Origin of the sequence: Serratia sp. 2723 (assembly GCF_050434425.1) — a bacterium.
Lineage (GTDB): Bacteria > Pseudomonadota > Gammaproteobacteria > Enterobacterales > Enterobacteriaceae > Chania.
The window spans coordinates 266,153-280,354 of record NZ_JBNDIN010000002.1 but is presented as its reverse complement, the minus strand read 5'-3'; the positions used below and the strand labels follow the sequence as shown (position 1 = coordinate 280,354).

Sequence of the window (14,202 nt, the reverse complement as noted above, 5' to 3'; positions counted from 1 at the left end):
TTCTTGGCGCTGGGCAGGGGTTCTATTACCTGCCCAGCATGTTGTCGGTGAAGGGCTAAAGAACATGACCAATTATATCTACTGCTCTCGTATTGACGAGCTAAGCAGCGAACTGCTTTATTCGCAGCGGGATTATCTTGATAGAGACCAACGGATCCTATTCGATCAGTTTAGATTTGATGACGATAAACGCCGGTCATTATTAGGGAGAATGCTGCTACGTTATGCATTAAAAAAACATGAAGGGTATCAGGGAAGTCATTTTCCCAGGCTGCACTATAACCGCTATGGCAAGCCTGCTGTTATGGGAATGAAAGGGGGGTTTAATCTTTCCCATGCGGGGGCCTGGGTCGTATGTGCCTATACCACGCAGGGGGATATCGGCGTTGATGTGGAAAAAAGAGTCCCCATTGACATACGTGACTACCAGGATGTGCTCACCCCTGAGGAGTTTACACAACTCGTTCAGGGGGAAAACGTTGATTTCTTTCGTCTGTGGTCGTTGAAAGAAGCCATCATAAAAGCGGATGGTCGGGGTTTTGCTTTATCTCCGACCACGTTTACCTTACCTCACCCTTTTGCCAACGGCTTAACCGTCGATGTTGCTGAAAAACGGTGGTACTTGTACTCACAGGACATTGGGGGGGAATATGTATTATCCAGCGCCTCAACATCCTATGACACCGCACTGTTTTCGTTAGCCTTTGACACTTTGTTGGCCTGACTTAATCGTTACCGTTCTCTGCCAAAGCCATACGCGATGTGGATATGGCTGGTCGCTCAGCTCTGGCAGACAAAAGCGCTGTCCTTTTTTGCTGAGAGCCTTGATAAATGGGCGAAGACATCCACTCTTCTTCAGTGGTCAAGTGCCCTGGGCAAAGCGACCAACCGTACTTTGAGCGCGGTAAGACCGCTTCCACGTGATCAAACAGATCGCCGCCACGCATGCCAACGCTAATCACCTCAAGCCAGTGGGCATAGGCCGAGAAGTAGGGCTTGGCGACTGCATCCAGATAGTTTTTCGCCTCTGTTGATAACTCACCATCAGCATTTACCGCATAGCCTGCCCGGCTGGAGGCCCCGCCGCGATAGCCTACGGTTAAAGAGCTCGTATAACCGTACTTCACGGTGTTGTCGGTTGGGAACAGGTTACCTTTAATAAAGCGTGGGCCGCTGGAAGCAATGGTGACGATACTCGGGTGCTGGCCAAAGCGGCGCACCAGGCAATCTCCTAAAGCTTGTTCTGTGACGCCCGGGGCCAGCTTATTCATGGCATCCAGAATGCAATTGGAGGCTAATGCAGTTGATCAGGCCCACGCTGTTTCATTCTGCTGAGGATGTTGGTTTTTCTTTGTTGGATGGTTTCATCCGTTAGTGCAACGGGCACGCCAGTGCAGTCCTTTTGCGGCTCTGGGATGGTTTTTAAGCTTACTTGCTGGTTTTTCATGTGATCCTCTCTGCCTGGTGGGAGCTTTTGCAGCCTATGGCTAAGACTTATCGGCCCGTTTAAAACAGCCAAAAAACAGCTTAGCGTTAATTTGATCACAGTTTCTACTTTTATAGGTTTGAGTTCTTGCATTCATTTATCAAACTGTTAGCGTATTGGACTGTAAATTAGGATTGTTACTGTTTAACAGGCAAAACCTAAACCTCTGGTGGTGTTGGCTATTAGTTAGCACGCCACCAGAGGTTTAGGTTTTTTTTTGCCTCAAGACCGGCTTATACAACAGGCTGGCACCCCGGCAACGCGACAGAGAGTGATGAGGTATGAACGACCAGCAAAAGAAATTATTGATGGAGTGAGTGACCATAAAACGTGGCTAGCCTGGTGTACGGCATAACCCGCTTGCGTTTAAAACTATTCGTCTGATGTGGGGGATATATGATCCATCTACGGAAGACCAACAATAACACAAACTAAAACCATTGAGGAAATAACCATGAAACGGTTTTCACTATTACTTGCTCTATTGTCTTCACTTATTTTTAGTCCGCTCTTGGCTTACGCTGAAACAGTAGGTGATAATACAGTCACCATTTATGTAACCCGCCATGGGAAAACCATGTTTAATACCGTACATCGGGTTCAGGGTTGGGCAGATACCCCGTTGACTGCCGCAGGCGTTACGGTTGCTGAACAACTTGGCAAGGGGCTGAAAGATGTTGAATTCAAAAAGGTGTATGCCAGCGATCTGGGGCGGGCACGTCAAACTGCACGTATTATTTTAGCCGCAAAAGGGCAGCAGTTGAACATCGTCGAAAGCGAGAAACTGCGCGAGTTCTGCTTCGGTATTTACGAAGGCGATCTCGATGCCAATATGTGGGGAGCAATCGCCACCAAGCTTGGCTATGAGTCGGAAAAAGCGCTATTCGGTGATTTTGCCAAAGGGAAATTGCCATTTGCCAAGATGTTCGGCGGTGTTGCTCTGGTCGATACCAGCGGTGAAGCTGAAACGTTTGCCACCGTCAAAGCACGTATGCAATCAGAGCTAAAAGCTATCGCTGAGGAAACGGCAGCTCAAGGGGGCGGTAACATACTCCTGGTTTCACATGGAGCAGCTATTCTGGCCATGGTAGCGGATATGAGCTCTACACCCATTGTCGCGCCACTGTCTAATGCTAGCGTTACGCAGATTACTTATAAAAACCGTGAATTTACCGTAGGTAAACTGGGCGATATGAGCTATGTAGAAAAAGGTGCAAAGCTCTGATTGGGCGGTGAGCTAAAGGAAATTAAATAGAATACTATGTATCCATAATCCTCAATATCTAACCAGTATCAGCGGCAATCTTGTCACATCATCATATAGATAAGATCATTTAGTCCCTGGTGCTGGTTTTCGGCTTTTTTTCTGCGCAGGAACGGTTTTGTTGAATAAATCAGATTTGGGCAAAAGAACCCCTTGAATGTGCATATACCTCAGGCAATGCGCACACTTTTTGGCATACCCACGAGCGTCATCTTGTTCAATGCACGGATCATCGCCATAGTCTCACCGACCTGCTACGGGGATGCTTATTCCAAATATGATTTATTCAACAAAGCCTCAAACAGCATGTTGACGCGATAGCGACCGTCTTTATCGATATGCCCGTAGGTGTCATTTTCGGTGGTACTGGTGACGCGGGCCGGTAATGTGCCGGCCATCACCGGACGTGAACCGGGCTCAGGACGGAAACTAAAATCAGGGCTGTCCGGGATCCCGTCAAACCTGACGCCAAAGTCCTCATCACGCCGCGCATGGCTGTGCATTGCCGTGATGACCACACCATGAGCAAACACGTCTGCCACTTCGTAACCGCCGGTGACTTTCAGAACCTGACCCGGAGAGAGGGTCGGGCAACTGGTGATGGCATGGGTCTCAGTCTGGCCATTCAGATAGCGCTCATGACGAATGCGGGCATAAAACGCTCCGGACTCCGGTGCCGGATTGTGGTCAGCGCATCCATATCCTACTCGTAACGACGGGCCAGCACCGTCAGGTCACCTTCCCCTTGTTCGAGAAGCTTCAGCAGCCAGTGCTCCGGCAAAATTTCAGCATGGGCGCGGGTCTGGCAGAGCGAAGCCGAGCCTTCCATAGCACGTGCACAGTAAGGGTTCAGACGTCGCAACAGGATGGCTGGATTTTCCATGAATCTATCTCTTTGTCGGTTCCTGGACACGCTACCGCCCCTCGCTGTTTCCCGTGAAGGGGACCAAAGCGCATACGGTCAGACTGGTAGTTTGTGGGTTTCTTTGCTGAAAGCCCGTAATGACAGACGTTCAGCAAAAAGCGGACAGAGAAGCTCTGCCCGCTAGTGACTTACGCGGTCGCGCGTTCGCTCCAGGAATCGGAATGAATAATGTTGTCGTCCTTGTAGGTCCAGGTGATTTTTTCGTAACGCAGTTCAATGCGCTCAAGGTGGTTGTGCTTCTCTTTAGAAGGATCCTTGATGTCATACATTTCCGGATTGACTTTCACCACTTTCACGTTTTCCAGTTTGGTGTTGAAGTACTCCACTTCCTAGCCCGCGTCGTTGATTTTGTACCACTTGAATTCCGCAGACTTGAGGGTCTGACCGGTGGTCACAGCCTTGTACAGGTACGGGCTGGAAGAGTTGATTTCCTTGGTGAACAGGAACGGGGTGTGGATACGGGGGCTGGTCAGTTTGCCGGTGTTGTTATCGGTCGTAAGTTCCTGAGCGACAACTTCGATGCTGCCTTCACGATCCTGAACGTCCACAGAACCTTTAATGTCCGCGCCGCCGTCGTCTTTCAGCCAAAGATAAGCAGGAATTGCCATGGAATTACTCTCCATTTGATTGTGATGTGCCATCATCGTCGGCGTGTTTCTGTGGAATCACCGACAGCTGGCGACCCCAGTCAGGTCGCAACCACAGTACCTGCCGGGCTGCCTGCTCCAGATCCTGATGATCTTCCACAAGGATCCAGCATCCCTGTGTGACCGTGAGCACCGGTGACTGCTGCGGCCAGCCAGCGGCAGATCGCCACAGACCAGCACCACGGGCTGGCGGTAAGTGGCTTTCCGGCTCCAGATCAAAAGGCTGATGGAAATAAACTGGTGAAGACATACCAAAAAAGGCTGGTCTAAATCCTCTCCCTGGGTGGATATTTTATCCTCGTTTATCTCTGCATGCAGGTTTTTAGCATAGGCGAATATGACTGGATGCGGGGACTAGGCGATAGCGTGTGCAGCGTGCCTCTTGGCCCGGATGACACAAGAGACATCACTGCGCCACTGTTCCTGTTCTTCCTGGGAACTCCGCTCCTATTTGTCGTTCGCTTACGGCGATGCTGCATTTTGCTTGCAGCATCACTGTCTGAAATGAAATCCATTTGGGATAGGTTCTAAGCGCAATTTTCCGTATTTTAAATACACTTTAATTAAAACATGTATGCTTTTTAATTACGTTTATTATAAACATAGAACTAACTCCGTAATGAAAACTAATATCACGCAAGAAGCACCCATTTTTATGAGCAAGCAAAATACTCTTTTTTAGCGTTTCGTCACATAATAAATCAACCCGTTTTTTTCTTTCACAATCAACAGAGGTTATATAACTGGTCACACTACAGCCTCACTCTTTGTGCTGATAATTTTCAACACTTCATCTACTATTAACCCCATCCCCATCGGTAGTGATTCTAAGAATTGCTTTTGGATACCTAGTATTGTAAAAATTGAATAGATATCTTCTTTAGTAAAAGAAGTATTCGCATTTCCATTTAAGCACAATAGCAAAATAGCCATTAATCCTTCAATCAATCTACTATCGCTACTGCCATAAAAATAGACGGTTTTTTCATCTAATATCTTAAATGAAAGATACGCTGTATTTTGGCAATTTGAAAGTTTAATTGCATCACTTCCCAAAGGGACGCCTGGCAAAGAAGATGCGCAGGAGATAATGAATAAATATTTTTCCTTTAATGTGTTTTTGTTTTTTGCTTTTTCCATCAAAAAATCTGGAACTATAGATGCATTCATTCAGCCAAAATCCTTATTTATATCAATAATTGCGGACACTAATTTTTCAACATCACTTTCGTTATTGTAAGGAGAAAATGAAGCTCTAAGCGTACCTGAAATTGAAAAGTGTTTCATTAGCGGGATGGCGCAATGCTTTCCAGAGCGTAACAATAGGCCATATTCAGATAAAAGCGTTGCAAAATCAACATGATGTATATTTTTTATGTTAAATGACAATATGCTGCTATCGTCATCTGAAAAACATATAAAACCGGGGATTTTTTCTTCTAACTCGCTTCTAGCCAGCCTTGATAAATATGAAGAATATTTACTCATATCATCAAAATTATATGTTTTCAGCCACTCTAACGTAGCTCCAAAACCTAATATCCCCATAATATTTGGAGTGCCAGGTTCAAAGCAAAATGGTGACTTTTTAAAAGAAATTTCATTTCCACTTATATCAGAGAGCATCTGCCCACCTCCATAAAATGGAGAGAAGTCACGAGAAACAGCAGGAGAGTAATATAAAACACCAACTCCATTTGGACCATATAGTTTATGCGCTGAAAATGAATAAAAATCAACCTTTGTCTTTTGAACATCGATAGGATTGTGAACAATTCCTTGAGCCCCATCAACAGATACCTTCACTCCATATCTGTGAGCGACACTAATTATATAATCAATATCAGGCATAAACCCAGTAACGTTAGACATCTGAGTTATGGCGATAAATTTAGTTTTTTTATTAATTAAACTTTCTAATGCATCGATTTTTATAGAGCCATTTTTATTCAGTGGTATTCTGACTAACGTTGCATTCATTTCATTAGCAATCTGAATCCATGGGACTATATTTGAATGATGTTCAGAATCGTTAATAAGTATTTCATCACCTGGATTTAATACATTTCTCAGATAACCATGAGCAATGATATTCATTGAAGCTGTAGTTCCGTCAGTCCATATGACATTATCAATAGAAGCGCCATTGATAAGCGAGCAAACATTATACCTCGCCTGCTCATACAGTTCTGTCGTGCTTTTCCCTACAGAATGCAAACTTCGATGTACAGTGGCACCGTTTTCTATTGTGTAACGACTGATAGCCTCTATCATTTTTAACGGCTTTAATGCTGTAGCTGCACTATCGAGATAAATCATTCCTAATTTATCAATAGCAGGAAATTGCGCCCGAAACGATTGGTTATCAAAATTATTGAGCATATGCTTTGCCTATTTACCTATATCTTCCCATTTACCTATCTCCAAGTAGATAGATTAATTGGTAATCTACATGTAACAGACTCTATCATTCTTTGACATAGATCAAAGATTTGACAATTAACTCAACATTCTTTACTCTTTTCGGTTCGTTGAAAACTCGCGTAGTCAAAAGAGCGCCTTCATATGAGCTCATGATTAGAGCAGCTATTTCATATGCCACTTTTTTAGATGCGCATCGGTTGATAGATAAGATGAGGCCAGCAATGAACTCTTCTAAACAAGAGAAAAAGTCTTTTATTCCTTGTTTCATTTCCTCACCAAATGTATTAAATTCAGAAAGAAGCTGCCCAATAAGGCAGGACTGTTCATCGCTAGTTGATTTTTTTTCAAAATACCCCATAAATGCGTTCAATTTATCATCATCAGAAATCTCACCTAACGAATTAAAATAGGCAATTATCTCATTGGTGTAATGCAATATTATTGCACAACCGAGATTTTCTTTGGTAGGAAAATAATAATGAATACTGGATGTCTTTATATTCACCACTTCAGCCAAGTCTCTGAAACTAAAAGAATTAAACCCTTTATGTTCAACCAATTTTATAGCAACATCAATAATTTCTTGTTTTTTAGATGGCTTCATTATGATTATTCTCACTAATTATTTAACATAAATTTACTAATTGTGATTAATTTAATTGCCATGCCATTTTATTTCCATCAAAATGACACTTACAAATAAAATTACTTTGATTAAGATCATCAGATTCTTATTATTATACACTATTTTAAAACAATTGCTCAATTTAATTTATGATAATTCTCGGATTGGATTAAGAACGGTTGAATACCACAAAAAAGGGAAAGGTACCTGCGTCGGTACTGGCAGATGTACGTGCAAAGGCAAAAACCTTAATTGGGTAAGTGAGGGGTATTTGAAAGATAAAAGGTATGGAACTATGAACAAGCCGTCGAATCTGGGTGTTATTGAACTGATGATTATTATCAGTCTGCTTATCGCGGGAATAAATATGCTCAAGTACCTGTATGGCTGATCCAACTTGCGACCTGGGTTGGGCGATCCGCTTTCTCTGTTCCACGATCGTCCTTTCCGATGTCTGCTGAAGTAGGAAACACCTGTATAAAAATAAATCCCAATCTGCCCGGCGCCCAGGTTCGACATTTTTTCCGATGGGGCTTATTTATCCAGGTATGCGGGGCGGCCACCGGCGAACGGGTCAGGGGCAAAGAAGACGACTAGCCCGACACACTACATGTTGATGGCCAGGAACGCCGGAAGGGCCCTTGGACAGAATGAGCGGTATGTCCAGGTGGGCGAGGAATTAAATGAGGGATAAAGAAAAGACCGCGTACACAGCCTTATTATTTATTGATATTATTAGAGCGGATGCGCATCACAACTATGGCGTTGGGCAGTTATATAAGCCACTTGTTGTTCTATACACCCACTGAGTTGTGCAGAATCTAGTATGGAATGGGCGCTTCCATTTACAGGTTTTATTTCCGAAATCTACACCGCTCTTTGATATTAATTGCCAATTACCCCATCTTTCAGTGCATCCTGGGTCATAAGCATTTGCCGATAGCGGTGAAATTAAAAATATAGTCAACACCATAAACAATAATTTAATTTTCATCTTTCTTTTCCTTTTTATTAACACCCTAACCAAGCTGGGCTGGTGATTTAATAATAAACAGAACGGTCAATAAGATAAAGCTGTAAAGAAATAAAACAAGACTAATATCACACTAAACAGGAATTAATGAGCATACTCCTAGTTATTATTGGGTGATTAATAGTTTTAATGATAAATATATTGGATGTTAATATATTGATAATTCGCCAGATATGTCGGTAAAAGAAGGTGCGCACCCGTTATTCAGCCAATAGCCCCCGAATTTGATTCGCCTGAGCGGTCCGTTGCTTGATGAAACTCTGACGACTCCGGTGAAGTGCCAATACAGCTTGCTGCTCAGGGGTCTTGACCGGCACGAACCGCATGTTGGGTCGTGTGACGGCTTCGCAAATAGCCTCTGCGTCTGCAGCATCATGCTTATTGGTTTTGACATAGGGCTTGACGAACTGAGGGGCCATCAGCTTGACGTTATGGCCCATCGACATGAGTTTGCCGGCCCAAAAGTGGGCAGAAGCACAGGCTTCCATGCCGATCAAACAGGGAGGGATGTTGGCAAAAAAGGAAAGCATTTTTGCTCGTTTGAGTTGCTTGTTGAACAACCGCTTGCCGTGTTCGTCAATTCCGTGGACCTGGAAAACCTCTTTTGCCAAATCGATGCCGATAGTCTTAACGTTCATGATGGCCGCTCCGCTCAAGTAGTGACGATTTATCGTCCCACTGTGGCACAAGATGTAGGGGGCGACCATTCCATTAACAAAGCCGCTGTACGTTTACCCAAGTGTACAAGGTGACGAGAGAATTTAAATCATGTTTGCGATGATGACTAATGAACTGAAAGTAGGCCCTCACGAGCCTACCTCGGATTATTATTTAATCACCCAAATGCAATATTTTTTAAAGCATAGTCGTTCTAATCTAAAGTTGTGTTCATTTGAGTCAATAGTTGAGTCCTTTTTCTGCATTAATAATGGCGATGATTTATTATTGAGTGATGTATTGGTATCCATACTGGCAGAGACAATACACGGAACTGATAACGTAACTATTAATGCTATTTTTGATAATAATCTCATTGCAATATCCATCCTTTTATTGAAATCCACCACAAATGTGAAGGATTTTTCAATGTACCTCAAACTACAATGAGAAAGTGATTAATAAATGTAAATAATGACAGAAATCACACTAAATAGGAAGTTGCAAGTAAACTCCTAGGTATTATTTTACGGCTAATTATTGGAATGACCTTATTTCTGAATGTGAATTTCAGGTCTGGATTGGGTAGCCGTAATCATTACAATATGCGGCAAAAAGGCAGGTACTACTTCAGGTGGTAAAAGAGGGTGCGCACCTGATAATGTTTTTACATCACGGCGCTGTGTACGCCGCCAGTGAACGTTAGGAGGAATATCTTTGCGTGGGAAGTCCCTTGATCGGTTTTTGGAATCCGACTCGTAAAAAGAGTCCTCAGAAGCTATGGGGCTCGGATAAAAAAGGGCCCCTTTCCGTTCTCTGTGAAAGTCGGAAAGCAATGTATCAACATTGTTGACATTTCGCAGTGATTTGACTAATGTTTCTACAGTGTAGATACATTACGACTGATAAGGAGGGGAACATGTCTCAAGTTGTGGTTAAAAAATGGGGCAACAGCCCGTCAGTCAGGCTTCCTGTAGCCATCATGAAAGCGGCATCACTCAACGTGGATGATACTGTTGAGGTCAGCGTCGAAGAAGGACGTATCGTCATTGTACCGGTGCGGGCAAGGGTCTATTCGCTTGACGGCCTGTTGGCAGGCGTGACGGACGAGAACATTCACCAGGTCGTGTCGTTTGGTGAGCCTGTTGGCAAAGAGGCACTATGATGGTTAAGGGTTACGTTCCTGACGCCGGTGATATTGTCTGGCTAGAGTTTGATCCCCAGGCGGGGCATGAACAAGCTGGCCATCGCCCTGCATTAGTGCTAAGCCCAGCCGTATACAACGGGCGGATTGGGTTAATGCTGTGCTGCCCGATGACGACCAAAATTAAAGGGTACCCTTTTGAAGTCATTGTCCCTGGTGAACGTGAGAGTGCAGTCCTTGCCGATCAAGTTAAGAGCCTGGATTGGAAAGAACGTAATGCCATAAAAAAGGGAACGGTACCTGCGTCGGTACTATCAGATGTACGTGCAAAGGCAAAAGCCTTAATTGGGTAAACATGGGGGTATTATGAAAGATAAAATTACAGTATTTTCTCTACCCAGAGAGAGCCTCATTTTATCAGAAAATACTATTGGTTGATTGTCTCCCACACTGTTGTGCGGCTGACTACCTTATCCACATCATTTGTTTGTTTTTTTCAAAAATAAGATCCTTTAAATGTAGAATATCTTGAATTTTTCTAACGCCAATTTTCTTAAAAGCATTTGTTTTATGCGCATAAATAGTTTTTGTAGATAGCTTTAATCGATGTGCGGTCACATTGACGTTTGTTCCATTCAATGTGTCAATTAAAACATCTCGTTCTCTAGCTGTCAGCAGTCTATATCGTTCTTGATAATAGTATTCATTATTGGCGGTGTTTTCAATGGCAGACAAAAATTGTTCTACTGATGCGTGTTCATTTATTGATTCATTAATATCACATATTGCTCCTAGGTTTATACTATTTTGACTTACTAACAGAAGTTTAACCTTTCCACTAAGATTTAATATCCTTTGAAATATGTTTATTGTTGCTTTAGTTACGTGAATAATAACCAGATCGTTAATTCTTAAATCATCAAGGTAATTTCTCTTGCAAAGGGGAAGTAGAGTTTGCTGATTCGAAACGAAATTACTCTGTGCATGTCAAATACACGTTTGATGGCGGAACTGGAGAGGTTATAACCTTGGGTGAATACAGTGAGTCAGGAAAGCGGATCCGGCGCGTATCCCAACAGCTATTGTTTAGTTATAGCCGTCATGACGATGAGTTGTTCATGGTATCCACCCATTCTGCATTGAATGATGCACAGGCCAGAATGTTGGATGCGATTATACCGGATTTTTACTTATATAAAGACCGAGGTTTCCGAATTCGTATATTTAACCAAGGTGATTCCGGATATGTGTTTACGACCTACGGTGTCCCCATTTTTATTTGCACAAAAATATAATATCCCTACGTTACTTGATGGTTAGGAGATGGATGTTCCTAACCATGAACGCTGCAGTGAACAGAAAGTACCTAGCCGGCGTCCGAAAGTGAGCTCGACCAAGCAAGAAGCGTCAACGACACCCAGTCGTTCAAGGATACTAATCAGCTGATGGGATGCTCCAAACTAAGGCGTGGTTGTCTTCCCCCTGATTTGAATCACCCTTTCCGTTCTCTGTAGAAGTCGGAAACCCAACTACCTTTGCTCAACCATCTGTTCCTCCTGGTTTCGTCCACCGCTGGGAAGCAATATCTACTTTATTTGATTTGCTACAGTGGTTACATGTATAACTTTCTTTATTCGTTGGATGCACCGACAGCTATCTTGACGATAATGGGATAATCGAGAGTTTCCATGTTAGATCATCTACTGGCAGCGAGTTAGCAAACTTGGAGCGACCTTTCCGTTCTCTGTTATTTTCGGAAACAAGAAAGGCCGCATGTGATGAGGAAATTACTTATCTAACAGTTCCAGGACAGTTCCATCCATAACCTTGAAATTTACGCTGTGTATAAACCATATGTCCAACATCATTTACATACCCGCGTTGATATTGACACATTATCTTTCCATTTACATTTACAGACCCTATATATATCCAAGAGGACCAGTGAGGGAAGCCTACGGCATGTACAGATGAAGTTGCTAAAATTGATAAGCCAAAGAGTGTCGCAGTCAGGAATTTCTTCATAATTCACCTATGTTAATTTACTTTTCAATGTTTTTTGTTGAATACACCATGTGATCAGTGATGTCATCTGAACTTATCCCAATCATCAATAAGAAAAAACACTAATAAACAAAAATACGGACACGCATCACATTAAATAGGCCAACTCTTAGTAACTATTATATATAGTAATCATGAGCAGTAATATTAATGAAAATGTATGTTTTCCATAATTTCATTATTGAGTGCAGTGTGACAGATAATGAGATGTTCACTAGTTGACTGATCAGCTCGGCGCCTAGGTTGGACATTTTTTCCGATAGGGCAGATTTGTCCAGGTACGTGATGTAGCCACCGGCGCTGAGCGGGGTAGGGGAGAAGAAGACGGCCAACCTGACACACTACATGTTGTGCGCCGGTCAGCTGCGAACGATACCAGATGCTGATTTTTGGGGATAGCTTGGGCGACTGGACAGAATTGGCCTGATCTATTCAACAAAGCCGCTGTACGTTTACCCAAGTGTACAAGGTGACGAGAGAATTTAAATCATGTTTGCGATGATGACTAATGAACTGAAAGTAGGCCCTCACGAGCCTACCTCGGATTATTATTTAATCACCCAAATGCAATATTTTTTAAAGCATAGTCGTTCTAATCTAAAGTTGTGTTCATTTGAGTCAATAGTTGAGTCCTTTTTCTGCATTAATAATGGCGATGTTTTATTATTGAGTGATGTATTGGTATCCATACTGGCAGAGGCAATACACGGAACTGATAACGTAACTATTAATGCTATTTTTGATAATAATCTCATTGCAATATCCATCCTTTTATTGAAATCCACCACAAATGTGAAGGATTTTTCAATGTACCTCAAACTACAATGAGAAAGTGATTAATAAATGTAAATAATGACAGGAATCACACTAAATAGGAAGTTGCAAGCAAACTCCTAGGTATTATTTCACAGCTAATTATTGGAATGATCTTATTTCTGAATGTGAATTTCAGATCTGGATTGGGTAGCCGTAATAATTACAATATGCGGCAAAAAGGCAGGTACTACTTCAGGTGGTAAAAGAGGATGCGCACCCGATAATGTTTTTACATCACGGCGCTGTGTACGCCGCCAGTGAACGTTAGGATGAATATCTTTGCGTGGGAAGTCCCTTGATCGGTTTTTGGAATCCGACTCGTAAAAAGAGTCCTCAGAAGCTATGGGGCTCGGATAAAAAAGGGCCCCTTTCCGATGTCAGCCTTCTCGGAAAGGAATGCGAGTGATAGTTCTAACTTAGTTGGAAGAGTGTGCCGGTTCGAACTGGTGCTCTTTGTCTGTCGTGAGATCGGCCTTTCCGTTCTCTGTACTTTCCGGCAAGTCGGCACCTTGCCCCACCAACTACCACATGTAGTGGTTCTACCAGCTGGATAAGCAACTAAATATGGTGTTTAACCCTGAATGTGGTCGATGGAAAATCCGCTGTAAAAATCACCAGGGATGCTTTTTGATGGTAAAATGCCAGAAGTCGGAAACGATCCAGCCCCTCAAAAGGATCCTCACGACGAATTTTAAAAATGCAGGCTGACAGCATTTTGGGGATAATTTGGGGGACCGGCGATCATCACTGGCGTCCAGGATGGAAAAGTGGACGTTTTAGGACAAGATTGCGCTACGTGAAATCTGAACGTTGACGTGGAGTCATAATGAGCAGATTTTACGTAGCGCCCCTATGCTATATGCAGTTACCAGAAGAATTTTTCCAACAAGCAGATCCTATGACAAAGTTCGTCGCTCCCCACAGCTTCATTTTTGTAGGAATGTTGACCCAAGATTTGATCACTGCTCTGAGGGGCGGCCCGTTTTCTTGGCCAGCTATCCTCAATATCACCTGCAAGTTTCGTTGCAACTCTCAAACACTCAAAACATGTACAAAAACGAAATGCTCGTGCACCCACAAGGCAACGAAAAAATAACGATCCACAAATGCAAACCAA

Annotated in this window: 11 protein-coding genes and 6 pseudogenes; 5 read left to right on the top strand and 12 right to left on the bottom strand. The window is 43.1% G+C overall.

Annotated features, from left to right (window positions below; translation table 11 throughout):
* Positions 1-64 precede the first annotated feature (64 nt).
* A complete protein-coding gene (locus tag ABIE29_RS04020) occupies positions 65-724 on the top strand; it encodes a 4'-phosphopantetheinyl transferase family protein (RefSeq protein ID WP_429616937.1) in 660 nt (219 codons plus the stop codon).
* 1 nt (position 725) lies between these two features.
* Here the strand turns inward: ABIE29_RS04020 and ABIE29_RS04015 are convergent, their stop codons facing one another.
* Positions 726-1,271, bottom strand: coding sequence for a hypothetical protein (locus tag ABIE29_RS04015; RefSeq protein ID WP_429616936.1), 546 nt, complete (start codon positions 1,269-1,271; stop codon positions 726-728).
* 23 nt (positions 1,272-1,294) lie between these two features.
* Positions 1,295-1,447 (bottom strand): hypothetical protein, encoded by a 153-nt coding sequence (locus ABIE29_RS04010; RefSeq protein WP_429616935.1) that lies wholly within the window; start codon positions 1,445-1,447, stop codon positions 1,295-1,297.
* 493 nt (positions 1,448-1,940) lie between these two features.
* Here ABIE29_RS04010 and ABIE29_RS04005 point away from each other — a divergent pair, with 493 nt between their 5' ends.
* Positions 1,941-2,711, top strand: coding sequence for a histidine phosphatase family protein (locus ABIE29_RS04005; RefSeq protein WP_429616934.1), 771 nt, complete (start codon positions 1,941-1,943; stop codon positions 2,709-2,711).
* 209 nt (positions 2,712-2,920) lie between these two features.
* Here the strand turns inward: ABIE29_RS04005 and ABIE29_RS04000 are convergent.
* The 5 pseudogenes from ABIE29_RS04000 to ABIE29_RS03980 form a co-directional block, all read right to left on the bottom strand.
* Positions 2,921-3,004 (bottom strand): annotated as a pseudogene (locus ABIE29_RS04000) (hypothetical protein); the annotation flags it as partial.
* Positions 3,005-3,046: 42 nt separating this feature from the next.
* Positions 3,047-3,439 (bottom strand): annotated as a pseudogene (locus tag ABIE29_RS03995) (type VI secretion system tip protein VgrG); the annotation flags it as partial.
* A 17-nt stretch (positions 3,440-3,456) separates the two neighbouring features.
* Positions 3,457-3,633, bottom strand: a pseudogene (locus ABIE29_RS03990) (Clp protease N-terminal domain-containing protein); the annotation flags it as partial.
* A 170-nt stretch (positions 3,634-3,803) separates the two neighbouring features.
* Positions 3,804-4,283: pseudogene (locus ABIE29_RS03985) on the bottom strand (Hcp family type VI secretion system effector).
* A gap of 31 nt (positions 4,284-4,314) precedes the next feature.
* Positions 4,315-4,526: pseudogene (locus ABIE29_RS03980) on the bottom strand (OmpA family protein); the annotation flags it as partial.
* A gap of 66 nt (positions 4,527-4,592) precedes the next feature.
* Here ABIE29_RS03980 and ABIE29_RS03975 point away from each other — a divergent pair.
* On the top strand, positions 4,593-4,853 hold the full coding sequence (locus ABIE29_RS03975; protein ID WP_429617082.1) for a DUF2645 family protein: 261 nt from the start codon (positions 4,593-4,595) through the stop codon (positions 4,851-4,853).
* 216 nt (positions 4,854-5,069) lie between these two features.
* Here the strand turns inward: ABIE29_RS03975 and ABIE29_RS03970 are convergent, their stop codons facing one another.
* The 4 genes and pseudogenes from ABIE29_RS03970 to ABIE29_RS03955 form a co-directional block, all read right to left on the bottom strand.
* Complete coding sequence (locus ABIE29_RS03970; protein WP_429616933.1) at positions 5,070-5,492, bottom strand: SufE family protein; 423 nt, start codon at positions 5,490-5,492, stop codon at positions 5,070-5,072.
* Positions 5,493-6,704, bottom strand: a complete 1,212-nt coding sequence (locus ABIE29_RS03965; protein ID WP_429616932.1) for an aminotransferase class V-fold PLP-dependent enzyme — start codon at positions 6,702-6,704, stop codon at positions 5,493-5,495. It lies immediately after the preceding gene.
* Positions 6,705-6,789: 85 nt separating this feature from the next.
* Positions 6,790-7,350: a TetR/AcrR family transcriptional regulator gene (locus ABIE29_RS03960; protein ID WP_429616931.1), complete on the bottom strand. Its 561-nt coding sequence runs from the start codon at positions 7,348-7,350 to the stop codon at positions 6,790-6,792.
* A 1,257-nt stretch (positions 7,351-8,607) separates the two neighbouring features.
* Positions 8,608-9,042, bottom strand: a pseudogene (locus ABIE29_RS03955) (IS110 family transposase); the annotation flags it as partial.
* 938 nt (positions 9,043-9,980) lie between these two features.
* Between ABIE29_RS03955 and ABIE29_RS03950 the strand changes: the two are divergent.
* Both ABIE29_RS03950 and mazF read left to right on the top strand, forming a co-directional pair.
* Positions 9,981-10,226 carry an AbrB/MazE/SpoVT family DNA-binding domain-containing protein gene (locus ABIE29_RS03950; RefSeq protein ID WP_429616930.1) on the top strand — a complete coding sequence of 82 codons (246 nt, stop codon included), beginning with the start codon at positions 9,981-9,983 and terminating at the stop codon, positions 10,224-10,226.
* On the top strand, positions 10,226-10,558 hold the full coding sequence (gene mazF, locus ABIE29_RS03945; RefSeq protein WP_429617081.1) for an endoribonuclease MazF: 333 nt from the start codon (positions 10,226-10,228) through the stop codon (positions 10,556-10,558). Before ABIE29_RS03950 ends, mazF begins: the two co-directional genes overlap by 1 nt.
* A 112-nt stretch (positions 10,559-10,670) precedes the next feature.
* Here mazF and ABIE29_RS03940 read toward each other — a convergent pair whose 3' ends face one another.
* Positions 10,671-10,940, bottom strand: coding sequence for a LuxR C-terminal-related transcriptional regulator (locus ABIE29_RS03940; RefSeq protein WP_429616929.1), 270 nt, complete (start codon positions 10,938-10,940; stop codon positions 10,671-10,673).
* Between the last annotated feature and the right edge of the window lie 3,262 nt (positions 10,941-14,202).

What these genes read in the sequence shown, in the direction of transcription:
- ABIE29_RS04020 (WP_429616937.1), top strand. Translation starts at nt 65, where the DNA reads ATGACCAATTATATCTACTGCTCTCGTATTGACGAGCTAAGCAGCGAA.
- ABIE29_RS04015 (WP_429616936.1), bottom strand. Translation starts at nt 1,271, where the DNA reads ATGAATAAGCTGGCCCCGGGCGTCACAGAACAAGCTTTAGGAGATTGC.
- ABIE29_RS04010 (WP_429616935.1), bottom strand. Translation starts at nt 1,447, where the DNA reads ATGAAAAACCAGCAAGTAAGCTTAAAAACCATCCCAGAGCCGCAAAAG.
- ABIE29_RS04005 (WP_429616934.1), top strand. Translation starts at nt 1,941, where the DNA reads ATGAAACGGTTTTCACTATTACTTGCTCTATTGTCTTCACTTATTTTT.
- ABIE29_RS03970 (WP_429616933.1), bottom strand. Translation starts at nt 5,492, where the DNA reads ATGAATGCATCTATAGTTCCAGATTTTTTGATGGAAAAAGCAAAAAAC.
- ABIE29_RS03965 (WP_429616932.1), bottom strand. Translation starts at nt 6,704, where the DNA reads ATGCTCAATAATTTTGATAACCAATCGTTTCGGGCGCAATTTCCTGCT.
- ABIE29_RS03960 (WP_429616931.1), bottom strand. Translation starts at nt 7,350, where the DNA reads ATGAAGCCATCTAAAAAACAAGAAATTATTGATGTTGCTATAAAATTG.
- ABIE29_RS03950 (WP_429616930.1), top strand. Translation starts at nt 9,981, where the DNA reads ATGTCTCAAGTTGTGGTTAAAAAATGGGGCAACAGCCCGTCAGTCAGG.
- mazF (WP_429617081.1), top strand. Translation starts at nt 10,226, where the DNA reads ATGGTTAAGGGTTACGTTCCTGACGCCGGTGATATTGTCTGGCTAGAG.